Origin of the sequence: Ovoidimarina sediminis (assembly GCF_032586175.1) — a bacterium.
Taxonomy (GTDB): Bacteria; Pseudomonadota; Alphaproteobacteria; order Rhodobacterales; family Rhodobacteraceae; genus Ovoidimarina; species Ovoidimarina sediminis.
Window position 1 is genome coordinate 1 of sequence record NZ_JAWHTE010000042.1, and the last position, 23016, is coordinate 23016.

Annotated in this window: 22 protein-coding genes; 13 read left to right on the forward strand and 9 right to left on the reverse strand. The window is 64.3% G+C overall.

What is annotated here, in order from left to right:
• The first annotated feature begins 121 nt into the window (after positions 1-121).
• Complete coding sequence (locus tag RXV90_RS24620; protein ID WP_316652867.1) at positions 122-457, forward strand: hypothetical protein; 336 nt, start codon at positions 122-124, stop codon at positions 455-457.
• Here RXV90_RS24620 and RXV90_RS24625 read toward each other — a convergent pair.
• On the reverse strand, positions 421-945 hold the full coding sequence (locus tag RXV90_RS24625) for an ester cyclase (RefSeq protein WP_316652869.1): 525 nt from the start codon (positions 943-945) through the stop codon (positions 421-423). The two genes, RXV90_RS24620 and RXV90_RS24625, sit on opposite strands and share 37 nt — an antisense overlap.
• Before the next feature lie 92 nt (positions 946-1037).
• Here RXV90_RS24625 and RXV90_RS24630 point away from each other — a divergent pair, with 92 nt between their 5' ends.
• On the forward strand, positions 1038-2039 hold the full coding sequence (locus RXV90_RS24630; protein ID WP_316652871.1) for an ester cyclase: 1002 nt from the start codon (positions 1038-1040) through the stop codon (positions 2037-2039).
• A 19-nt stretch (positions 2040-2058) separates the two neighbouring features.
• Here the strand turns inward: RXV90_RS24630 and RXV90_RS24635 are convergent, their stop codons facing one another.
• The 3 genes from RXV90_RS24635 to RXV90_RS24645 all read right to left on the reverse strand — a co-directional run bounded on the left by RXV90_RS24635 (position 2059) and on the right by RXV90_RS24645 (position 4982).
• Positions 2059-4146, reverse strand: a complete 2088-nt coding sequence (locus RXV90_RS24635) for a 3-hydroxyacyl-CoA dehydrogenase NAD-binding domain-containing protein (protein ID WP_316652872.1) — start codon at positions 4144-4146, stop codon at positions 2059-2061.
• 121 nt (positions 4147-4267) lie between these two features.
• A complete protein-coding gene (locus RXV90_RS24640) occupies positions 4268-4474 on the reverse strand; it encodes a hypothetical protein (RefSeq protein WP_316652874.1) in 207 nt (68 codons plus the stop codon).
• A gap of 193 nt (positions 4475-4667) precedes the next feature.
• Positions 4668-4982: an ArsR/SmtB family transcription factor gene (locus RXV90_RS24645; RefSeq protein ID WP_316652875.1), complete on the reverse strand. Its 315-nt coding sequence runs from the start codon at positions 4980-4982 to the stop codon at positions 4668-4670.
• Between the two features lie 90 nt (positions 4983-5072).
• Here RXV90_RS24645 and RXV90_RS24650 point away from each other — a divergent pair, with 90 nt between their 5' ends.
• The 3 genes from RXV90_RS24650 to RXV90_RS24660 are packed head-to-tail and all read left to right on the forward strand — an operon-like array spanning position 5073 to position 6797.
• Positions 5073-5936, forward strand: coding sequence for an MBL fold metallo-hydrolase (locus tag RXV90_RS24650; protein ID WP_316652878.1), 864 nt, complete (start codon positions 5073-5075; stop codon positions 5934-5936).
• 13 nt (positions 5937-5949) lie between these two features.
• The gene (locus RXV90_RS24655) at positions 5950-6375 is read left to right on the forward strand and encodes a YeeE/YedE family protein (RefSeq protein ID WP_316652880.1); all 426 of its coding nucleotides are present in this window, start codon (positions 5950-5952) and stop codon (positions 6373-6375) included.
• Positions 6375-6797: a DUF6691 family protein gene (locus RXV90_RS24660; RefSeq protein WP_316652882.1), complete on the forward strand. Its 423-nt coding sequence runs from the start codon at positions 6375-6377 to the stop codon at positions 6795-6797. Before RXV90_RS24655 ends, RXV90_RS24660 begins: the two co-directional genes overlap by 1 nt.
• A gap of 4 nt (positions 6798-6801) precedes the next feature.
• Here the strand turns inward: RXV90_RS24660 and RXV90_RS24665 are convergent, their stop codons facing one another.
• The 5 genes from RXV90_RS24665 to RXV90_RS24685 form a co-directional block, all read right to left on the reverse strand.
• Positions 6802-7770, reverse strand: a complete 969-nt coding sequence (locus RXV90_RS24665; RefSeq protein WP_316652884.1) for a FliM/FliN family flagellar motor C-terminal domain-containing protein — start codon at positions 7768-7770, stop codon at positions 6802-6804.
• A gap of 74 nt (positions 7771-7844) precedes the next feature.
• The gene (locus tag RXV90_RS24670; protein WP_316652886.1) at positions 7845-10514 is read right to left on the reverse strand and encodes an ATP-binding protein; all 2670 of its coding nucleotides are present in this window, start codon (positions 10512-10514) and stop codon (positions 7845-7847) included.
• Positions 10515-10781 carry a hypothetical protein gene (locus tag RXV90_RS24675; RefSeq protein WP_316652888.1) on the reverse strand — a complete coding sequence of 89 codons (267 nt, stop codon included), beginning with the start codon at positions 10779-10781 and terminating at the stop codon, positions 10515-10517.
• Entirely contained in the window at positions 10778-11158 is a 381-nt protein-coding gene (locus RXV90_RS24680; protein ID WP_316652890.1) for a response regulator transcription factor, read from the reverse strand. The genes RXV90_RS24675 and RXV90_RS24680 overlap by 4 nt, the downstream gene beginning before the upstream one ends.
• Positions 11159-11246: 88 nt before the next feature.
• Positions 11247-12557: a helix-turn-helix domain-containing protein gene (locus RXV90_RS24685; RefSeq protein WP_316652892.1), complete on the reverse strand. Its 1311-nt coding sequence runs from the start codon at positions 12555-12557 to the stop codon at positions 11247-11249.
• A gap of 216 nt (positions 12558-12773) precedes the next feature.
• Here RXV90_RS24685 and RXV90_RS24690 point away from each other — a divergent pair, with 216 nt between their 5' ends.
• The 8 genes from RXV90_RS24690 (at position 12774) to RXV90_RS24725 (ending at position 22945) form a co-directional block, all read left to right on the forward strand.
• Positions 12774-14132, forward strand: coding sequence for an ABC transporter substrate-binding protein (locus RXV90_RS24690; protein ID WP_316652893.1), 1359 nt, complete (start codon positions 12774-12776; stop codon positions 14130-14132).
• Between the two features lie 81 nt (positions 14133-14213).
• Positions 14214-15245 carry a branched-chain amino acid ABC transporter permease gene (locus tag RXV90_RS24695; protein WP_316652895.1) on the forward strand — a complete coding sequence of 344 codons (1032 nt, stop codon included), beginning with the start codon at positions 14214-14216 and terminating at the stop codon, positions 15243-15245.
• A gap of 3 nt (positions 15246-15248) precedes the next feature.
• The gene (locus RXV90_RS24700) at positions 15249-16460 is read left to right on the forward strand and encodes a branched-chain amino acid ABC transporter permease (protein ID WP_316652897.1); all 1212 of its coding nucleotides are present in this window, start codon (positions 15249-15251) and stop codon (positions 16458-16460) included.
• A gap of 12 nt (positions 16461-16472) precedes the next feature.
• Positions 16473-17228 carry an ABC transporter ATP-binding protein gene (locus RXV90_RS24705; protein ID WP_316652900.1) on the forward strand — a complete coding sequence of 252 codons (756 nt, stop codon included), beginning with the start codon at positions 16473-16475 and terminating at the stop codon, positions 17226-17228.
• Positions 17229-17239: 11 nt separating this feature from the next.
• Positions 17240-17995 carry an ABC transporter ATP-binding protein gene (locus RXV90_RS24710; RefSeq protein ID WP_316652902.1) on the forward strand — a complete coding sequence of 252 codons (756 nt, stop codon included), beginning with the start codon at positions 17240-17242 and terminating at the stop codon, positions 17993-17995.
• A gap of 182 nt (positions 17996-18177) precedes the next feature.
• Positions 18178-19212: a ligase-associated DNA damage response exonuclease gene (locus tag RXV90_RS24715; RefSeq protein ID WP_316652904.1), complete on the forward strand. Its 1035-nt coding sequence runs from the start codon at positions 18178-18180 to the stop codon at positions 19210-19212.
• A gap of 11 nt (positions 19213-19223) precedes the next feature.
• Entirely contained in the window at positions 19224-20816 is a 1593-nt protein-coding gene (locus RXV90_RS24720; protein WP_316652908.1) for an ATP-dependent DNA ligase, read from the forward strand.
• 308 nt (positions 20817-21124) lie between these two features.
• Positions 21125-22945, forward strand: a complete 1821-nt coding sequence (locus RXV90_RS24725) for a M3 family oligoendopeptidase (protein WP_316652906.1) — start codon at positions 21125-21127, stop codon at positions 22943-22945.
• The last annotated feature ends 71 nt before the right edge of the window (positions 22946-23016 follow it).

A 23016-nucleotide genomic window follows, 5' to 3' on the forward strand; every position in this document is an offset into this window, starting at 1 on the left:
TCTATACTCACCCGAAGAGTGTTGGAACTACTTCAGGGCTGCCGGATATGTCTCAGGTTAAAGGCCGGATGCTTTAACCATCCTGTTTCTCGGTGCAGAGGCGCATCTGCCGCGAGGCCGTGTGGCGCGCGTGATCGAGCGGATCGGTGATGCTTCATTCTCGATCTACCTGTTTCACTGGCTGGTCTTCATGGTCTGGAGGCTTGTCGGGCACGAGATCGCCGCCGCCCCGCTTTTTCTGGAAGCCGCCCGTTGGGCGATCCTGGCCATGACGGTTGTCGCATCGATCTGGGTTTACAGGAATGTGGAAGGCCCCCTCAACGCCGTGGCGATGCGATGGGTCAGGCGGAGCCTGCCACGCGCCGGCGAGGCGCCGGGCCGGCGGATTTCAGCGGAAGCATCGGCATCGGAACGGCAGCGCTATGGCGCGGGCGGCGCCCTTTCTCCCCGGTCATAGGCTTCCCAACCCTCGCCCCCGAACACGTCGGTTCCGAGCTGAGCGAGGACGTGCGGGAAATCGACCATGACCCAATTGTCGACGATCTTGCCATCCACGACCTTCCAGAAATCCATGTACCGGATTTCCACGCGTTTGCCCGTCGGAGGGATGCCCATGAACGTTCCGCCATGGGTGGCCTCCTGCCGCCCGAAGGCCGCGGCCCATTCCCCCATGTAGACCCGCGCCTCGTCGATGCAGACCTTGTCGTGGAAGGCGGCCTGAAACGGTTTCTGCCAGTTTTCCTGGAATTCCCGCAAACCGCGTTTCGTTCCGCACCCCTGGTTGCCGGACCAGGTGAAGGCTTTGTCGAAAAACTCGCCGATGTCCCCGATCCGGTGATCGTTGAGCCCGTCAACCATCGCTTCGATCACCGCCCGGGTTTCGGCGGTTTTCGACAGGTCGGTATCGCGCGAGAGCATGGCCTGCTCCGGTCGGGTGCGTTTCATGAGGGTCCCTCCGCTCTGCCCGCAGCTAAGGCTAGACATCGGGGGCAGCGTCGCGCAAGAATAATTGCATACGATTGCAAGGATCGCACATCATGCCGGTTTCCGGGATCAAGGCGCAGGCGCACGCCCTTCTTGCAGACCTGGCCCGCACGGGCGACGCGAACCGGGCCTATCACAGCGACGCCCTGGCCATGGCGAGCCATCCCTGGGGGGTGTTGGAGGGCGCTTCGGCCATCGGCCGGCTTTGGGCGGTGCTGAGGGCGGCGCTGCCGGATATGGAGCGTCGCGATCTGATCTTCGTCGGCGGGGAGAACCGGGACGACCCGCGCCTTGATGCGCCGCGGGCGCCGCATATGGTTGCCGCCCTCGGGCACCTGCAGGGCACCTTCGCCACGGATCTTCTGGGCATTCCCGCCACTCATGGCGTGGTTCATCTGAGGTATGGGGAAGCGCATTGGATTGACGGCGGGAAGATCCGGCGAAGCTGGCTGCATTTCGACCTGGTCGATCTGATGGAGCAGGCCGGGCTTTTCCCCCTGCCCCCGCCATTCGGGGCGCGGGGCATCTGGCCCGGTCCCGCCCCGCAGGACGGGCTTCGCCTTGGCGACGAGGCGTGGGACGGGCCGGATGCGCTCGACACCGTGTTCGCGATGCATGCGGCGCTTCTTTCCTTCGACGGCAAGAGCCTTTCCTCGATGCCGCATGACGCCTACTGGACCGGCGATTTCATGTATTACGCCGCGGGCGGGATCGGCATGACGCGCGGGTTGGCCGGGTTCCGCGCGCATCACCAGATCCCATTTCTCAAGGCGTTTCCCGACCGAACCTCGGAAGGGCATTTCATCCGCATATCGGATGGGCCCTATGCCGTGACGGGGGGCGTGGTTCTGGGAACGCATCTTGGGCCCTACCTTGGGATGACACCGACGGGGCGCCGGATCCGGATGCCGGTGATGGATTTCTACCGGCTGGAGGGCACACGTATCGCGGAGAACTGGCTTCCCATGGATGTGCTGGGAGTGGCGCACCAGATGGGCAATGACCTTCTGGCCCGTCTTGCCCATTACCGGGGCGATCCCGCGCGGGATCTTTGAGGCGCAGGACGCGCGCCGTTCAGGCGTCGTTCAGATCGCCGAAGGCGCGCCCGTTCTTCACGAGCTCCGAGAAAAGCGGCGCGGGCGACCAGAAGGCCGGATCGTCGCCGGCATAGGCATCGAGATCGCGTTTCACGCGGAGAAGCCCCGTCAGGTCTGCCGCCATCATCGGGCCGCCCCTCCAGCGGGGGAAGCCAAAGCCGAGGATCGCCGCGAGATCTATGTCGGAGGGGCGTTGCGCCACCTCTTCGCCCATGATGCGCGCGCCTTCGTTGGCCATGGCGGCGAGGCAGCGGCGCTGAATGTCGTCGGGCGCAAAGTTTTGAGCGGCGCGTTGCGACAGGGCGCGCATCTCGGCGATCACATGGGTGACCTCCGGGTCGTCGCGCAGGATCTCGCCCGCGTCATCGTAGAGGTGAAACCCGCGACCGGCGCGGCGCCCATCCCGCCCGAGCGCCTGAAGCCGTGCGGCAAGCGTCGTCTTCCGGGCCCCTGCGGCGGCATAACGGGCGCGGCGGGCGTCGCCTTCATCAAGCCCCGAAAGATCGGCAAGCTGGAACGGCCCTATCGGGAAACCGTAGGCGCGCATCGCCGCGTCCACCCCGGCGATGGTCGCCCCGTCCTCGACCAGATATTCCGCCGCCTGCTGATACGCGCCGAGCAACCGTTCGGTCACGAAGCCCTCGCTGACCGCCGAGAGGATCGGCACCTTGCGCAGCTTGCGGGCGACGGCAAAGGCGGTGGCGATCACCGCGTCGGTTGTTTCCATCGCGACCACGACCTCGACAAGCCGGATCACATGGGCGGGCGTCAGGAAGTGCAGGCCGACGACATGCGGGGCGCGGCCCGTACCGGCAGCAAGACCGTCGATATCGATGGTGGCGGTGTTGGTGGCCAGGATCGCCTCGCGCGGCATCACCGCGTCGAGAATCGCGAAGGCGCGGCGCTTGGCATCGGCATCTTCGGGCATCGTTTCGATGACGAGTTCGGCATCCGCCAGGGCTGCGGGATCCGTCTTGCCCTGCAGCCGCGCAATCCGGGCATCGCGGGTGGCGGCGTTGATGCGGCCGCGTTTTTCCTGACGGTCGTAGATGTCGATGATGTTGTCGACCCCAGCCTCGAGCCGTTCGAGATTGGGATCGACGAGCGTGACGTCGAAGCCCGCGTCGAGGCAGGCCGCCGAGATGCCGGTGCCGGTCAGCCCCGCGCCGAAAATGCCGATGCGCGTGACGGAGAGCGGGGGGGCCGGATCATCGAGCGGGGGGGTGCGTGCGCGGCGCTCGGCAATGAAGACATGGCGGAGCGCCCTTGACGCGGGCGAGGCGGCGAGATCCTCGAACGCCGTGCGTTCGAAGGTGAGCGCGGCCTCGAACGGCAGCAGCATGGCCGCCTGAACGCAATCGACGATCCGTTCCTGAAGGCTTCCCGCCCCGGATTTGAGAGCCGCGCGGCGCGTTTCGATTGCCTTGAGTTCGGATGGCTTGTCGGCCAGACGCCCCGGCCCGGCGCTGACCGGGCGGGGTGCGAGGCCCGTGCCGAGCGCCGCCTTGACCCATTTCATCGCGAAGATCGGCAAGGGCCCTTCCGCCACCTCGTCGATCAGCCCGATCTTCTTTGCGTCGGCGGCGCCGATCGTGCGGCCGGTCAGGAGAAGATCGATCGCAGGGCCCGCCCCGACGAGGCGCGGCAGGCGCTGCGTGCCGCCGGCGCCGGGGCAAAGCCCCACCGCGGCGTCGGGAAGTCCGAACTGCGCGCGGCGGTCGGCCAGGCGGTAGTGGGCCGCCATCGCGAGTTCCAGCCCGCCGCCGAGGATCGTGCCATGGACGGCTGCAATCACAGGAACCGGTGCGCGTTCGATCGCGAGGCAGAGTTCGCCCAGCGCCGCCGTTCGTTCCGGTTCGTCGAAATCGCGTATGTCGATGCCAGCCGGGAAGGTCTTGCCGCGGGCGGCAAGAACGATCGCACGGGTGCCGGAGGAGCCAAGCGTTTCAGCAAGCGCCGTCGTCAGTGCCGCGACCACCGCAGCGGACAAAGCGTTGGCCGGCGGATGATCGATCGTCAGCACCGAGATGCCCTCGGTGCTTTGCACGGTGACCGGCCTTTCCATCTTGTTGCCCTGCCCTGATGACAAACCGCCCTCTTTCCCGGTTCTACCGCGAAGGCCTCAAAACGCAAGCGACCCGGCCGTTTCGGGCCGGGTCGAACGACATGCTGAACATGTCAGGCCGTCAGACGGGAACGTTGTCCCAATAGTCGTCGGGATCTTCCACCGGGCGGCGTCGCGGCACTTCGCGCAGGCAGCTTGCGGGTTCGAGCCCGATCTTCCTGCGCAGCGCCTGCTTGAGGTGCTCGGCCCGCGCGGGATCGCGCGTCAGCTCCTCTGTGAACCAGTCGATCGCGTCCTGATTCCTTGCCGATGAAATGTGTTTCTCCAATAATGGTTCCTCCCAATGGCGTTTGTCCCTCACCCGGGACCGGTGGTCTAAGAGCCCCTTGGAATCGAGTATAGGATGAGTTTGATTGTTTCACGACAGGCGCAGAGGGCGGTTACGTATTCAATTTCCCAAGTCGCGGGAAATATGCGCAAACTTTTTGCATTTGCCTGTGGATAAGGCGCGACTTAGGCGCCTAGCGTGCACAGAACTCCGAATAGAGCACCTGTATGAGGGGTGTGATCCGTGGATCGGAGAGCCGGTAGCGCATTTGCCGGCCATCCCGCGTGGCCGCAACCAGCCCTTCCTCGCGGAGCCTGGCGAGTTGCTGACTGACATAGGCCTGCCCCAGGCCCAGAAGCTTTTCAATCTCGCCCACCGTGCGTTCGGTTTCGGCAAGCTGGCACAGGATCAGGAGCCGCGACGGGTTGGCAAGAGCCTTCAGAACGCCGGCGGCCTCGTCGGCTGCCTGCCACATGAAATCCCCGAAGTGTGCGTTCTGATCATCCATTCACAAACCCGTTGGCCGCAATCACATATTCAGATAGGAATATGTGCGTCATACACCGTTTAAGGCCCAGAAACCAAGAGGAAGTGTGATATGCACCCTGTAGTCAAGAGCTTCTTCGACCCGGCAACGAACACCATCAGCTATGTAGTGACCGCCCCGGAGAGCCGGGCGACGGCGGTTATCGACAGCGTTCTGGATTTCGATTACGCGAGCGGCCGCACAAGCACGGCATCGGCGGACGAGGTTATCGCCTATGTGAAGAGCGAGGGGCTTGAGGTCGAATGGATCCTCGAAACCCATGTGCACGCCGACCACCTGTCGGCGGCCCCCTATCTTCAGGAGCAAGTTGGCGGGAAGATCGGGATCGGCCGGAACATAACGGTGGTGCAGGATACCTTCGGCAAGATCTTCAACGAAGGCACGGAATTTCAGCGGGACGGATCGCAGTTCGACCGGCTTTTCGAGGATGGCGACAGCTTTCACATCGGCCAGCTTCGGGGGGACGTCATGCATACGCCGGGCCATACGCCCGCCTGCCTGACCTATGTGATCGGGGATTCGGCCTTTGTGGGCGACACACTGTTCATGCCCGATTTCGGGACGGCGCGCTGCGACTTTCCCGGCGGATCGGCGCGCGATCTTTACCAGTCGATTCAGAGGATCCTGGCCCTGCCAGACGAAACGCGGATCTTCGTGGGTCACGATTACAAGGCCCCCGGGCGCGAGGAGTTTGCCTGGGAAAGCACGGTGGGCGAGCAGAAGGCCAAGAACGTGCACGTGGGCGGCGCGAAGAGCGCGGAGGATTTCGTGGAAATGCGCGAGGCACGGGATGCAACGCTTGGGATGCCCAAGCTGATCGTACCGTCGCTGCAGGTGAATATGCGGGCGGGGAACATGCCGGAGCCGGATGAGAAGGGCGACGTCTTCCTGAAAGTCCCGGTGAACAAACTCTGAAAGGGACGACGGAATGCAGGCAGACTGGCTTTGGGGCCTTGGCGGGGGGCTGATGATCGGCAGCGCAGCGGCGTTGTTTCTGCTTCTGAACGGGCGGATCATGGGCGCCTCGGGCCTTGTCGGCGGGTTGATCGACGGAAGCGGCCACAGCAACGTGATGGAGCGGCTGGCCTTCCTGACCGGGCTGATCGTCGTTCCGGGCGTGATGGCGGTGCTGGCCGGCGGGGCCGAAACGGGGGCGACGACAGCACCGGTGATCCTGACCGTCGGGGGGCTGCTCGTCGGGCTTGGAACGCGGCTTGCCAATGGCTGCACCTCGGGGCACGGCGTGTGCGGCATCTCGCGCCTGAGCCGTCGGGGGATCGTTGCGACGCTGATCTATCTTGGGGCCGGGATGGCGACCATGTGGGTTGGCCGTCACCTTCTAGGGTTCCTGTAATGCGCGGTCTCTCGGCCTTTCTGTGCGGCGGGCTGTTCGGTGCCGGGCTTTACCTGTCGGGGATGACCGACACGACGAAGGTTCAGGGCTGGCTTGATATCTTCGGGGCTTGGGATCCGACGCTGGCCTTCGTTCTCGGCGGGGCGATCCTGCCCATGGCGCTGGCCTGGGCCGCGACACGCGGGCGGCAGCCGGTTCTGGGCGGGTCGTTTCCGGCGCGGCCGGACCCGGCGATCACGCCGCACCTGGCGATCGGATCCGCGCTGTTCGGGGCGGGCTGGGCGCTGGTCGGGCTGTGCCCGGGGCCCGCGCTCGCCTCGCTCAGCTATGGCGGCTGGCCCGGTCTGCTGTTCGCGGCGGCGATGGCGCTTGGCATGTGGCTGGCGCCCCACGTCACCACCCGCCGCGCCTCACCCGCCTGATCGGTTACAAAGCCGTGTCACCGAGATCGCCCGGCATGGCGATCTCGAGTGGCGGCAACGCGCCAGGCGGATTTTCCGGGTCCGCCTCGAAGGACATTGGCGTCGAGAACTCCGAAAGCTCCGGCGCGGGGGATGCCAGGGCGGGTTGCCCGGCATCGAGCTTGATCGCCTTGCGGCCCCGGCTTTGCCCGAGCCGGCCATGGGTAAGAAGGCGCCCGTCCTGCGTTTCGAGCCGTACCTGACCGGCCACGCCTTCGGGCAGCGCGAGCGTATCACCGGGCTTCAACTGGCTCAGCCACCGGAACGCCACCTTCGACCGGCAGAGCACCGCGTGCACCTCGACCTCGACCGCCAGTTTCGCGGGCGCCCCGCGTTTTGGCGCGGCCTTGGCGGCGCGCGGTGCCGCTCCAAGCGGCATGAGAAGGCTGAGCGTCCCGTAGCGCGCGCCCTCGCCGAAGGAAAACATCACCGTCTCTACCGAGAAGGCCCCCTGATCGATGGCAAGCTTTCCCGCGCGCGCATCCGCGATCCAGGGCCCTGTGCGCCAGATGTCGGAACTGCCGATCTGGGCACCGAAACCATCCAACCAGGCATCGATCACATGACCAGCCATCGCCGCGTCGATCGCGGTGGGGCTGCGCGGATCAGGCGTGCTGGTGCCGACGCGACCGGTGGTCTGGACATCGATGAGTGACGCGAGAGCGCCGGCATCGAGAATGGCGATGCCACGCACCCCGCCCTCGCCCTGAAGCGAGAGGTGCAGGGCGTGTTCATCCCAGTCGGCAAGGATCGCGTCGAAATTCGTGGCCGCGCTTTCGACGCCCGAAACCGAGGCCAGGAGCCCAACGCTTTCCTCGGACACGCGCGGCACACAGAGGCGCCAGGCCCGGGTTTCCGACATGGCCGCCGAAGCGCCGCCCGTCGACGGCTTCAGCAACTTCCTCAGGACATCCGCACCACTTGGCTCAGCCATCCAACGCCCTCCGCCTTTCCGGTCTCAAGCGGGGCCTTGCTGACAGATCATCGTTAACGTCTGATTGCGGCGCGTCAGGCGACCTCGCGCCGGATCGTGGGAAGCATGACACGGAACGCCGCACCGCCCTGCCCCGGCAGATAGTCGATCCGCCCGCCGAGCCGTTCCATCACCTCGCGACAGATCGCAAGGCCGAGCCCGGCGCTGCCCGCCGCGCTTTGATCGGAGAGGCGGGCGAACTTCTCGAAAATCAGATCCTGGCTTTCTTCCGGGATGCCCGCGCCGTTGTCGACAAAATCGACCCAGCGCTGCTCTGTATCCCCGCCGACGCGGACGGTGAGTTGCGGCACTTCCGCTTCGCAGTATTTCGCGGCGTTCGACATCACGTTGATGAAGACCTGCGCGAGCCTGTCTGAATCGGTCAGGAGCGCAATGTCCTCCTCATCGTGTTTGCGCTGGACTGTAAGCCTGGCGCCGATGTCGGAGGATTTGACCGCACGCTCCGCCCGGTCGATCACGGTGCGCAGCGTATCGGGCTGGACATTGAGCGACACCTGCCCGTTCTCCAGTACGGAGAGATCCAGGAGATCATCGAGGAGCCGCGTGAGACGCTGCGTTTCGTCGTGGATGATGCCCGAGTAATGCTGCCGCTCGGTCGCGCCGATCCGATCAGTTCCGCGAAGAATTTCGGAGAACGCCCGGATCGATGTCATCGGCGTGCGCAACTCGTGGCTGATCTGGCTGAGGAACGCGTCCTTCTGGATCGAGAGTTGCGTAAGCTTGGCGTTGGCCTCGCGCAGCTGGCGGGCGGTGCGCTCGAGCTCGGCAGATTTCGCTTCGAGCTGAACCTGCTGTTCCAGCATCTGCTGGGTTTCGTCCGCCACGCGCATGAGATCTTCCACCGAGACAGTGACCCCGCCGGTGAGCTGCGCGAGCATGGCGTGCGCGGTCGCCCCGCCCACCGAACCCGAAAGCTCGCGTTCGAGCCGTTCGAGGAATTCAGGCGTCACGTCCGGCAAATAGCCCGCCTTCCCCTGCTCGCGCGCGATCTGCATGAACAGCGACTGTGCATCCTGCGGGCCGAGAATGCGCTGTGCCATGACAAGAAGGTCTTCGGCCTCGACCCCGCTTTGCCCCCAGCCGCGCGCACTTTCGGAGTAGCGGAAGATATTGATGAAGGTCGCGCCCTGAAGGCGTTCCAGCGGCTGAGGGAAGCTCAGGACGCTGCCGAGACAGAAGGCCAGCGTGTTGAACGCAAGGCTCCAGAACACCGCGTGGACGAGCGGATCCATCCCTTCGATCCCGAACAGGGCCTGGGGCCGCAAGGCGGCGATGCCGAAGGGCCCTTCGGCAAACATCTCGGCCGAGACGATGACGCCGACACCGAGGCTCGGGAAAAAGAGCGTGTAGAGCCAGATCGCGAAACCGAGGATGAGACCCGCAGAAGCTCCGACGCGGGTTGCGCCGCGCCAGTAGATGCCGCCGATCATCGCCGGCAGGACCTGGGCCACACCGACGAAGGCGATCAGACCCATTGCCGCCAGCGCGGCGCCGCCTGAATACCGGAAGTAAAAGTAGCCCAGAGCGAGCACACCGGCGATCGACAGGCGGCGCGACAGGAGCACGACGTTGCGCACATCGCCCGAAAGCTTTGCGCCATCGCCCTTGATGCTGAGCCAGATCGGCAGAACGATGTGGTTCGACACCATCGTCGAAAGCGCGATGGAGGCGACGATCACCATCGAAGTGGCGGCCGAGAAGCCCCCGAGAAATGACAACATGGCCAGCCATTCGCGATCGAAGGCGAGCGGGACGGTCAGGACGAAGAGATCGGGATTTGCGTCCTCGGGCATCACCGCGAGGCCGACCACGGCAATCGGAATGACGAAAAGCGAGATCAGGAGGAGATAGGCCGGGAACGCCCAGGAGGCCGTGCCGAGATGACGCTCTTCCGAGTTCTCGACGACGAGGACGTGAAACATGCGCGGCAGGCAGAGAAGTGCCGCACCGGAGAGGAACGTGAGGGTGATCCAGCGCTCTGGCTGAACCTGCCACTGGGAGATCGGTGAGGCCTGGATCACGCGGGCCGCATCGCCAAGGCCGCCGGCCACGCCCCAGACGACGAAGATGCCGACGGTGCAGAGCGCCACGAGCTTCACCACGGCCTCGACCGCGATGGCGATCACGACCCCGTGGTGGCGTTCGTTCACGTCGAGGTTTCGGGTGCCGAAGATCACCGTAAAGACGGCGAGGCCCACGGCGACGAGCAGGCCCGTCGATGACCCTTCCTGCTGGTCCGTGGCGAAAACGTCGAACGCGAGAGTGACCGACTGAAGCTGAAGCGCGATATAGGGGGTCGTGCCGGCGACCGCGAGAAGCGTCACGAGCACACCCAGCAAGGTCGACTTGCCGTAGCGCGACGAAATGAGATCGGCGACCGAGGTGATGCGTTCCGTGCGGCCGATCCGGACGAGGCGGCGCAGAAGCGCCCACCAGCCGATCATGACGAGGGTCGGGCCGAGGTAGATCGTGACGAATTCAAGCCCTGACCGGGCGGCGTATCCGACCGCGCCGAAGAACGTCCAGCCGGTGCAGTAGATCGAGAGAGAGAGGGTGTAGACCCACGGGCTTCTGAGCCAGCGGTTCCGCCCCCGCAACGCCCGCTTTTCGGCGATGAAGGCAACGAAGAACAGCATGCCCACGTAGACGAGGCATACGGCAACGAGAAGGTTGAAGGACAGCATTCAGCCGCCCACCTCGTCATCCACCCTGTCGCCCTGCGGACCGGGACGGGCGAGCACCCGCGCGATAACGGCCGACAGGACGATCAGGACCGCCCAACCGATGAATAGATAGATCAGGCCCGACAGCGTACTGACGGCCCCGCCCCAGATGGCCGGCACGAGAAACAGGAAGACGCCGAGAAACGGCAGGATGCGGGCCGCATCCATCATCCGGCGCCGTCGATAGGTTTCGCGTGCCAGAAAGAGCGGTTCGGGATCGCGTCTCACGGGCCCTCCGCGCGCCCAGCCAGCTGGCGAACCGACGCCACCACTTCGGCATTGGAAAACGGTTTCGTCATGAAGAGGCTCGCCCCCGCCCGCTCGGCCATGTCGCGATCCTTTGACTGGCCGCGCGCGGTCAGCATCAGGACCGGAAGATCACGGGTCGCATCCCCGGCACGGATATCGGCCAGAATATCGAAACCCGAGCGATTTGGCAGCATCACGTCGAGGATAACGAGATCGGGCGCACGCTGAGCCACCGCATCGGTGGCCGTCGCCCCGTCGGAGTGAACATCCACCGTCCAGCCATCGCGCGACAGGATGAAGCGGATGGCCTCGATGATGTTCGGCTCGTCTTCGATCAGGAGAACCCTCCCCGGCATCCCGATCCCTCCCAGATCAATTGTTATTGTTGTTTTGCCCAGACTATTGCCGATGCCATGGCCTCTGTCAAAACTCCGATGCCGTCCATCAGTCAGACGCGCTGAGGATCGAGGGCTCGCGGCGGGCGACGCAGTGGTCGCGGGGACAGACACGGCAGGTCGGGCCGATCGGGATGACCTGAGCCTGGCGCTGCGGCGGTTGCGGTTCCGGCAAGATCAGCATGGTCGCCTCGAAGACGACGGGGCCGTCGAAATCCGCGGGCTGCCCCGGCTGGCTGATCGCGTAGGTCAGGAAGCGCGCGGAGTGGCGGCCGGCCTGTTCCACGATGGCGCGTACAGGCGACATCGGGCGGCCGAGCGCCTGATAGAGCGGAAGAAGCGGGCAGGCCGCGCCGAATTGCGGTAGGGCGAACCCGGCGATCGGCTTGCGGAAAACGAGGGTGCCCGACGCATCGCAGATGGCGAGCCCGACGGGCCCTGCCCCGGCCTCGTCCGGCAGTGTTGCGATGCGGCGGAACACGGTTGCGAGATCGACCCCGAACGCCTGCGACAGCGCGGCGGGATCGAGACCGTGCCTGGCAATCGCGTCGCGGAGGGCGCCAAGGGGCAGAGCCTCGGCATCCTTGCGATAGCGCGTCGCATAATCCGCGGCGAGCCGCCGCGCCGCGTCGGAGCGAAGCGCCTCGGCCCGCTGCACGAGCGATGCCGCGGATGGCGGAAGCGCGCGTTCGAGATCTGCAAGATGCCAGCCCTCGGCGCTGAGCCAGGCCTCCAGATCCTCCTGGGGTGTCGCCCGGGCACCGTCTGCCGCCGTCTCGGCATCGAGATAGCGAACCAGAGCCTCGCTGGCTGTGACGAGGCGGTGGGAATCCTCGTTGATATTGCGGAGGAAGCGGGCCTGCCATTCGGGATCGACCTCTTCCTCGCCTGCGAGGATGCTGCTGGCGGAACGGATTGCCGTGACCGTCGACAGAAGATCGTGCAGGGCCTCGGAGAGGTGGGGGTCGTGCGCGAGGCGATCGCTGAGGGTTCCGACGGTACGTTCGAGCGAGGCGATGCGGCGGGCCTGCGCGGCGATCAGTTCCGCCCACCCCGGGAAGCGGCCCGCGAGTTCTTCGGCCCTTGCCGCGTCGGCGGCGTTCAGCGCGGCGGCTTCGGCCGCTTCGCGCAGCGCGCCGAGAAGGGCGATATCCGCGCCCTCGCTGAGACTCGTCGGCTCGACCTCGAGCGCCGCGGCGAGATTGTTGAGAAGCTTGCCGCCGATTCTGCGCCGATTGTGCTCGATCAGGTTGAGGTATGACGCCGATATCCCGCAGGCTTCGGCCAAGGCCGCCTGACGCAATCCGAGGTCAAGCCGGCGCTCTCGGATCCGGCTTCCTGTCAAAGGGAGTTTCGCCACGAGCTTTCTCCTTGCAGTTCAATGAGGTTCTGCGCTTGCGCGAAAATTTCTTTACACTGTACTCTATGGCATTGTGTATTCGTTTACAAAAATATTCCGCAATTTAAAGCGCTTGTTGCTTAGTTTTCCAGATTTGGACGATAGTGTGGCAGCCTTTACTCAGGCTGGGTGCGACAATGGGAGTGTCGGGCCCAAAGAATCAATGGGAGGACATGAATGTCTAAATCCAATCTGACCCGGCGCGGCCTTCTCAAGACATCGGCCATCGGCGGCGCGGCACTCGCGACGCCTACGATCTTTACCAGCAACGTCTGGGCCGGCGCCCACTCGGGCTTCACGAACGCGCCTCAGGGCGACACTGTAACGCTTGGCTTCAACGTGCCCCAGACCGGCGCATATGCCGACGAGGGTGCGGACGAACTGCGCGCCTACGAGCTTGCGGTCGAGCATCTCAACGGCGGCGGCGATGGCGGGATGATCCCGACCTTCTCGTCGAAGACGCTCGAGGGCAACGGTATCCTCGGCAAGAAGGTCGAGTACGTCACGGGCGACACCCAGACCAACTCCGACGCAGCCCGCGCCTCGGCCCGCTCGATGATCGAGAAGGACGGCGCGATCATGATCACCGGCGGCTCGTCCTCGGGCGTGGCCATCGCGGTGCAGGGCCTCTGCCAGGACGCCGGCGTGATCTTCATGGCCGGCCTGACCCACTCCAACGACACCACGGGCAAGGACCGCCGCGCAAACGGCTTCCGCCACTTCTTCAACACCGAGATGTCCGGCCGGGCTCTCGCTCCGATCCTCGAGGCGAACTACGGCAAGGACCGCAAGGCCTATCACCTGACGGCGGATTACACTTGGGGCTGGTCCCAGGAGAAGTCCATGAAAACCTACACCGAGGCGCTCGGGTGGGAAACGGTTAACTCGGTCCTCACTCCGGTGGGCGCGGGAGATTTCTCGTCCTACATCACGCCCGTGCTTCAATCCGGCGCCGACGTGCTGATCCTGAACCACTACGGCGGCGACATGGTGAACTCGCTGACCCAGGCGGTCCAGTTCGGCCTGCGCGACGCCCAGGCCAACGGCAAGGACTTCACGGTTGTCGTTCCGCTCTTCTCGCGCCTCATGGCACGCGGTGCGGGCGAGAACATCAAGGGAATCTTCGGCTCCACGAACTGGCACTGGTCTCTGCCCGACGAAGGTTCGCAGGCGTTCACGCGCTCCTTCGGCACTAAGTACGGCTTCCCGCCGTCCCAGGCGGCGCATACCTGCTACGTGCAGACGCTGCTTTATGCCGACGCCGTGAACCGGGCCGGTTCGTTCAACCCCTGCGCGGTTGCCGAAGCGCTCGAAGGGTTCGAGTTCGACGGGCTCGGCAACGGCCCGACGCTCTACCGCGCCGAAGACCACCAGTGCTTCAAGGACGTGCTCGTGGTGAAGGGCAAGGAAAACCCGACCTCCGAGTTCGACCTCCTGGAGATCGTCGAGGTGACGCCGCGCGAAACCGTCACCTACCCGGTCGACCACCCCGACTTCCAGGGCGGCTCGCTCGGCACCTGCAACCCGGGCGCATGATCGCCGCTTCGGTGAACTGAACCTCGCCGCGCGCCCGCAAACCGGGCGCGCGGCATCCCGAAATTCTCAGGGGGCTTCGCGATGGAAGCGATCATCCTTCAGATTCTGAACGGACTGGACAAGGGCTCGGCCTATGCGCTGATCGCGCTTGGTCTGACGCTGATTTTCGGCACGCTTGGCGTGGTCAACTTCGCCCACGGGGCGCTATTCATGATCGGAGCGTTCTGCACGGTCACCCTGAACAAGGTCCTGTCCCTGTCCCACACGGTGATCGACGAAACCCAGACCGACTTCCTCGGCAACCCCAAGAAGGTCGATGTCCCCTATGTCTACGACTGGTTCGGCGAGACGGCAGGGGCCGCAATCATCGACTGGTCGGTCCCCATTGCCATCCTTGTTGCGATCCCGGTCATGGTCCTCATCGGCGTGGTCATGGAACGCGGGCTGATCAAGCATTTCTACAAACGCCCCCATGCAGACCAGATCCTCGTGACCTTCGGCCTCGCCATCGTGCTGCAGGAGATCGTCAAGGCGTTCTACGGCGCCAACCCGATTCCCGCGCCCGCGCCGAGCGCCTTCACGGGCTCGTTTGACTTTGGCGTCATGCTCGGCTTCGACCCCTACCAGATCATCTATCCGTACTGGCGCTTGGTCTATTTCGGCTTCGCAATGGTCATCATTACAGGCGTCTTCGCCTTCCTCCAGTTCACCACATTCGGCATGGTCGTGCGTGCAGGCATGGCGGACCGGGAGACCGTGGGGCTTCTGGGCATCAACATCGACCGGCGCTTCACCATCATGTTCGGTGTCGCCGCGGCTGTGGCGGGGCTAGCGGGCGTGATGTACACGCCGATCCTCTCACCCAACTATCACATGGGCATGGACTTCCTTGTCCTCAGCTTCGTGGTGGTGGTCGTCGGCGGCATGGGCTCGCTTCCGGGCGCGGTGCTGGCAGGCTTCCTTCTCGGGATCCTGCAGAGCTTCGCCTCAATGAGCGCCATCATCGACATCATCCCCGGCATCAACCAGGTCATCATCTATCTGGTCGCCATCGTAATTCTGCTCGTGCGACCGCGCGGCCTCATGGGCCGCAAGGGCGTGATGGAGGAATAAGCCATGCTCGGTTTGACCCGTAAGGACGCAATGCTGTTCCTGATCGTGATTGCAATGGTGGTGTTCGCGCCTTTCTTCCTCAATCCGTTCCCGGCGGACTCCTCGCTGGCACAGTTCAACGCGGGATATCCCGACTTGATGCAGCGCTTCCTGATTTTCGGAATCTTCGCGATCGGGTTCAATATCCTCTTCGGCCTGACGGGCTACCTTTCCTTCGGACATGCTGCGTTCCTCGGCGCGGGTTCCTATGCCGGCGTCTGGATGTTCAAGCTTCTGGGCATGAACGTGCTCGGCGCGATCGTCGCCTCCGTAGCGGTCGCTGGCGTGTTCTCGCTCCTGATCGGGTACATCTCGCTCCGGCGTTCGGGTATCTACTTCTCGATCCTGACCCTCGCCTTCGCGCAGATGAGCTACGCGCTCGCCCTGTCGGTCCTCAGCCCGATCACCAAGGGCGAATCCATGTTGCAGGTCACGCATACCGACCCGCGGGTACTTGGCGTAAGCATGGGGCCTGACGGTTCCCTTCCGGTACCGCATTTCTTCGGCATCGAGATGCGTGACGGGTTCGAGATCACTCTCGGCGCGTGGGAATTCACCATCAATGCCGGATACTATCTCTGCGCGCTCTTCATGATCGCCACCTTCTACATCTCGATCCGAATCTTCCGGTCCCCCTTCGGCATGATGCTGCGTGCGGTCAAGTCCAACCAACAGCGGATGAACTATACCGGCCTCAACCCGCGCCCCTACACGCTGGCCGCATTCGTGATCTCGGGGATGTTCGCTGGGCTTGCCGGCGGGCTCATGGTCTCGATGGACCCGCTCGCAGGGACAGAGCGGATGCTCTGGACGCGGTCCGGTGAGGTCGTGCTCATGACCATCCTGGGCGGCATGGGCACGCTCATCGGACCGGTTCTTGGCGCCGGGCTGATCAAATATCTCGAGAACATCCTGTCGAAAATCAACGACGCGATCCTGCACCAATGGTTCGCCGCACTCCCCGACGGGCTGGAGGATTTCCTTGTGACCATAGTCCATCCCTTCATCGGCAAGGGCTGGCACCTGACACTGGGACTGATCTTCATGGCCGTTGTGATCTTCCTGCCCGGCGGCCTCGTGGAAGGCGGGCAGCGCATCGCACGGCTGTTTCGAGGACGCAAGGCGCGCGAGGCCGAAGCGGAAGCGGCCAAGCAATCCCAGACGCCTGCGGAATAAGGAGAAAGAGCAATGGGCATTCTCGAAGTCAAGGGCGTCAACAAGCGCTTCGGCGGGCTCCAGGCCCTCGGTGACGTGAACCTCTCGGTCACGGAGAACACCGTTCACGCGATCATCGGCCCGAACGGCGCCGGGAAATCGACCTTGCTGAACTGCCTCGTCGGCAAGCTGATCCCCGACACCGGATCGGTGATGTTCGATGGCCAGTCGGTGCTGGGCCGCAGCCCGCACGAAATCAACCAGATGGGGATCAGCCGGGTGTTCCAGACGCCCGAGATCTTCGGCGACCTGACCGTCTTCGAAAACGTGATGATCCCCTGTTTTGCGAAGCGGGACGGGGCATTCCGGCTGCATGCGCTTGAGGGAGTGGGCGCCGAGAAGGACATCGCGCAACAGGCAGAAGAAATGCTGACCGATGTGAACATGATCGAGAAGCGGGATATGCACGCGGCGTCCCTGTCGCGCGGCGACAAACGGCGGCTGGAGATGGCGATGTGCCTGGTGCAGAACCCGCGGCTGCTTCTGCTTGACGAACCGACAGCGGGTATGGCGCGCGCCGACACCAACAACACGATCGACCTTCTGAAGGAGATCAAGGAGAAGCGCGACATCACCATGGCGATCATCGAGCATGACATGCATGTCGTGTTTTCGCTGGCCGAACGGATCACCGTTCTCGCCCAGGGCACCCCGCTGGTCGAGGATACGCCCGAAAACATCAAGGGCCACCCGAAGGTTCAGGAAGCCTATCTGGGCCAGGCGCATTAAGGAGAAGACCCATGAACGAACGTCCAGACTTCTCCCAGCATGCCAACAAGGCATCTACGGCGCCGGCCTATTTTTCGGTGCACGACATCCACGCCTATTACGGCGAAAGCTATATCGTGCAAGGCGTGAGCTTCAACGTGCATGAGGGCGAGATCCTTGCACTTCTGGGACGGAACGGCGCGGGCAAGACCTCGACCTTGCGGGCCCTGGCGCGGGTAAGTTCGCCGCAGTTGACCCAGGGCGAGGTGTGGCTTGACCACCAGCCGCTTCACAAGATGGCAAGTCACGAGGCGGCGCAGGCCGGGCTGGCGCTGGTGCCCGAGGACCGGCGGATCATCCAGGGCCTGACGGTGGAGGAAAACCTTCAGCTTGCGCAGATCGCCCCGCCGATCGGGTGGGAGCTTGACCGGCTTTACACGCTGTTCCCGCGCCTCGGCGAACGCCGCAAGCAGGACGGGACGACGCTGTCGGGCGGCGAGCAGCAGATGCTGTCGATTGCACGGGCGCTGGCCCGCGATGTGAAGGTGCTTCTGCTCGACGAACCCTATGAGGGCCTTGCCCCCGTGATCGTCGACGAGATCGAGAAGACGCTTATGGAGATCAAATCGCTTGGGATGACCACGGTGATCGTGGAGCAGAACGCGGTGCGCGCGCTGCAGCTTGCGGACCGGGCGATCATCCTCGACACCGGGCGCGTGGTCTATGACGGCGAGGCCGAAGAGGTGCTGAACGACGAAGCGCTTCGCGCGGAGTATCTTGCGATCTGACGATCGGTATCCGGGATTTCTGATGGAGAGGCCGGGCCGGGCGCCCGGCCTTTTTCCTTTTGAGACACGGGTCCCTCCTGTCGGCGGGCGCGCCCGCGCGGGCCGCCCAACGGGCGGGCATGAGAGACCCCGAGTGATGGCCGCATCTTGATCCCAAGGGCAAGCGGCGTATCTGAACCTGCATGACCGCACCCGTTCTGAAATCAACCGATCGCGGGCTCTACTGCGAAGCGGGTGATTTCTTTATCGATCCGTGGCGGCCGGTAGATCGCGCGCTGATCACCCACGGGCATGCCGACCATGCGCGGCCGGGGCACGCCCGTTACCTGGCGACGGAGACCGCGCTGCCGGTGATCCGCCACCGGCTTGGCGATATAACCGCCGAGGGGATCGCCTTCGGAGAGGTCCGGCGGATCGGCGATGCAGAGGTCTCGTTCCACCCGGCGGGCCATGTGCCGGGATCCGCCCAGATCCGGGTCGCGGTCGGGGGCGAAGTCTGGGTGGTTTCGGGGGATTACAAGACGGCGCCCGACCGGTTGTCGGAACCGTTCGAACCTGTGCGGTGCCATGCCTTCATCACGGAGTGCACGTTCGGCCTGCCCGTCTTCACCTGGGCACAGGAGGCGGACGTGGCCGGTTCGATCAATGCCTGGTGGGCGGCAAATGCCGCTGACGGGCGGATCAGTGTGATCGGGGCTTATTCCCTCGGCAAGGCGCAACGTCTTCTTGCGTTGCTGAACGATGGGATCGGCCCGATCCTGACCCACGGCGCCGTCGAGGGCACGAACGCGGTGATGCGCGCCCAGGGCCTTCCGTTGCCCGATACGGTGCCCGTAACACCGGAGACGCGCAGCAAGGATCATCCCGGCGCCCTTGTGATCGCACCGCCCTCCGCGCTTGGCTCTAGCTGGATGCGGCGGTTCGGGGCCGTCGCGACCGGGATCGCCTCGGGATGGATGGCGTTTCGCGGGGTACGGCGCCGCCGCGCCGCGGATCGCGGGTTTGTTCTGTCGGACCACGCCGACTGGCCCGGGCTGAACAACGCGATCGCGGCGACGGGGGCGGAGCGCGTTTTCGTTACCCATGGCTATACCGCGATCTTCCGGCGCTGGCTTGAGAGCGAGGGGTATGACGCACAGGTGCTTGGGACCGAGTTCGAAGGCGAGGATCTCGACGCCCGGGACGACGACAACGCGCCGGCACAGACAGGCGATTGAGCTTCATCCCCATGCACCGTTTCGCCACCCTCTTCACCCGGCTCGATCAGACGACCAAGACCAACACGAAGGTCGCGGCACTTGCGGCGTATTTTCGCGAGGCGCCGGAGGACGATCGGCTGTGGACGATCGCGCTTCTGTCGGGGCGGAGACCGAGGCGTACGGTGACGACGACGCTTCTGCGGGAATGGGCCGCGGAGCGGGCGGGCATCCCGCTGTGGCTGTTCGAGGAAGCCTATCCGATCGTTGGGGATCTGGCCGAGACGATCGCGCTGGTGCTGCCCCCGCCGGAAACGCGGATCGAGCGCAGCCTGGCGGATTGGATCGGCGAGATCCGCGCCCTCGCGGAGGTGGACGAGGCGGAGCGCAAGAGGGCCATCCTTGCCGCTTGGAACGGGCTGGAGACGACGGAACGCTTCGTCTTCAACAAGCTGATCACCGGCGGGTTCCGGATGGGCGTCAGCCGGAAGCTGATGACGCGCGCGCTGGCGCAGGCCACGGGGCTAGACGAGGCGGATCTTGCGCATCGGCTGATGGGCGACTGGACGCCGGAGAAAGTGAGCTTTTCCGAGCTTATCCACGCCCCCGATCCTGCGGCGGATCTGTCGCGGCCCTATCCTTTCTATCTGGCCTATCAGCTTGATGTGGAGCCGGATGCCCTTGGCGCGCCAGGGGACTGGGCTGCGGAATACAAATGGGACGGGATCCGGGGCCAATTGATCCGCCGGGGCGGGACCTGGCATCTTTGGTCACGCGGCGAAGAGCTGATGACCGACCGGTTTCCGGAGCTTGCAGCCGCGCTTGATTTTCTGCCCGAGGGAACGGTGATCGACGGCGAGGTGCTGGCCTGGGCCGAGGGGCGCCCCCTGCCCTTCGCCCGCCTGCAGAAGCGGATCGGGCGGAAGACCGTGCCGAAGAAACTTCTGGCGGAAGCGCCCGCGATCCTGCACGCCTACGACCTTCTGGAATGGGACGGACGCGATATCCGGGCCCTGCCCTTTGCCGACCGGCGTGCACGGCTTGAAGAGATGCTGGCGGATGTGCCGGATACGGCGCCCTTCCTTGCTTCGCCCCTCATCTCTTTCGAAAACTGGGAGGCGCTGGCCGAGGCGCGCGCGGCCTCGCGCGACCGCGCCGCCGAGGGCGTGATGCTGAAGCGGCGCGACGCGCCCTATCGTGACGGCCGCCGAAAGGGAGATTGGTGGAAGTGGAAGGTCGACCCGCTGGTGATCGACGCGGTCATGATCTATGCACAGCAAGGGCACGGACGGCGGGCGAACCTGTTTACCGACTTCACCTTCGCGGTCTGGAACGGCAACGATCTGGTGCCCTTCACCAAGGCCTATTCCGGCCTGACCGATGCCGAGTTTCGTGAAATCACGGCGTGGGTCAGAAGGAACACGTTGGAGCGGTATGGCCCGGTGAGGGCGGTGCGCCCCGAGCATGTGTTCGAAATCGCATTCGAAGGCATTCAGGAAAGCCCGCGGCACAAATCCGGCATCGCCTTGCGTTTCCCGCGAATGAACCGGTGGCGGAAGGACAAGCCGCTGGCCGAGGCCAATACGCTCGACGATCTGAAAGCCATGCTTGCGGCCTACGGTTAGCCTTGGACCTTCCAGATATGTTCAAGGGACGCGTGCAGCGGCCGGATTACTCTTGATACCGCGATCGGTACCTTGGCGTTGTCAACCGGGCATGGCCGCGGGTGCGGTTTGCAATTGGGGCTGTATCCTGATCGGAGACTTCGGGGGGCGCCTTCGGGAATGACCGTCACCCCCTGCGACTCTGTCGCTTGCCGCACGTCATGTCTCTGCGCACTGCCGAGGGAGGCAGGAATTCGACCCTGGCCCCTTGTGCCATACCCGGCTTACGCCCTATCTCCCCGAGACACGCCCCCTTTTCAGGAGCCATGATGCCAGTCTTACCCCGCCCCGTCTTCGATGCGAACGCGACCCAGACCACTGAATTCGGCGAGCTGCCGAACTGGGATCTGAGCGATCTTTACGCTGGAGAGGACGCGCCCGAACTGAAGCGCGATCTCGACTGGCTCGAGGCGGAGTGCAAGAGCTTTGCCGAGGATTACAAGGGCAAGCTCGGGGATCTGTCGTCGGCGGACATGCTGACCTGCGTGAAGCGGGACGAGAAGATTTCGAACATCGCCGGGCGCATCATGTCTTTCGCAGGCCTGCGCTATTACCAGAAGACCACCGATCCCGGGCGCGCGAAGTTCATGTCCGACTGTCAGGACAAGATCACCATGTTCACCACCGGGCTGGTATTCTTTTCCCTAGAGTTCAACGAGATACCGGAGGAGGCTTATACGGAAACCTTCTCGGCAGATCCCGAACTTCAGCGCTACAAGCCCTATTTCGACCGGATGCGGGCAATGAAGCCCTACCAGCTTTCCGATGAGCTCGAGCAGTTCTTGCACGATCAGTCCACGGTCGGCGCGACCGCATGGAACAAGCTTTTCGACGAGACGATCGCCGGTCTTACCTTCGAGATCGATGGCGAGGCGCTTGGGATCGAGCCGACGCTGAACCTTCTGACCGATCACGACCGCGACAAGCGCGAGACAGGCGCACGGGCGCTGGCCGATGTGTTCGGGCAGAACATCTCGCTCTTCGCCAGGGTTCACAACACGCTCGCGAAGGAAAAGGAGATCGAAGACCGCTGGCGCGGCATGCCGACGCCCCAGACCGGGCGGCACCTGTCGAACCATGTGGAACCCGAAGTCGTCGAGGCTTTGCGCAACGCCGTCGTCGCGGCCTATCCGCGCCTGTCGCACCGCTATTACGAGTTGAAGCGCCAGTGGCTTGGCCTCGACACGCTTCAGGTCTGGGACCGGAACGCGCCGCTTCCGATGGAAGACACGGCGACCGTGGCCTGGGATCGCGCGAAAGCGCTGGTGCTTGACGCCTATGCGGGGTTTGCGCCCCAGATGGCCGATCTGGCGGCGCCCTTCTTCGAGAAGGGGTGGATCGATGCAGGGGTGAAGCAAGGCAAGGCGCCGGGGGCGTTCGCCCATCCCACGGTGACGAACGTGCACCCCTATGTGATGCTCAACTACCTTGGCAAACCCAGGGACGTGATGACGCTTGCACACGAGCTTGGGCATGGCGTGCACCAGGTGCTTGCCGCGGATCAGGGTGAGCTTCTGGCCTCGACCCCCCTGACGCTGGCGGAGACCGCAAGTGTGTTTGGCGAGATGCTGACCTTCCGCAAGCTTCTCGGCGAGGCGAAGGATCCAGCGCAGAAGAAGGTGCTTCTGGCCGGCAAGGTCGAGGACATGATCAACACGGTTGTGCGCCAGATCGCGTTCTACGACTTCGAATGCAAGCTACACGACGCACGCCGCCAGGGGGAGCTGACGCCCGATGATATCAACGCGCTTTGGATGAGCGTTCAGGGGGAGAGCCTGGGGCCGGCATTCACCTTCATGGAGGGGTACGAGACCTTCTGGGCCTATATCCCGCATTTCGTGCACTCGCCGTTCTATGTCTATGCCTATGCGTTCGGCGACGGCCTCGTGAACGCGCTTTATGCGGTCTATGAAGAAGGCGGCGCGGGCTTTCAGGACAAGTATTTCGACATGCTGAAGGCGGGTGGGGCCAAGCATCACAAGGAGCTTCTGGCCCCCTTCGGCCTCGACGCATCCGACCCCGCCTTCTGGGACAAGGGCCTTTCGATGATCGAGGGCTTCATTGACGAACTGGAGGCGATGGAGAGCTAAAGCATCCGGCCTTTAACCTGAGACATATCCGGCAGCCCTGAAGTAGTTCCAACACTCTTCGGGTGAGTATA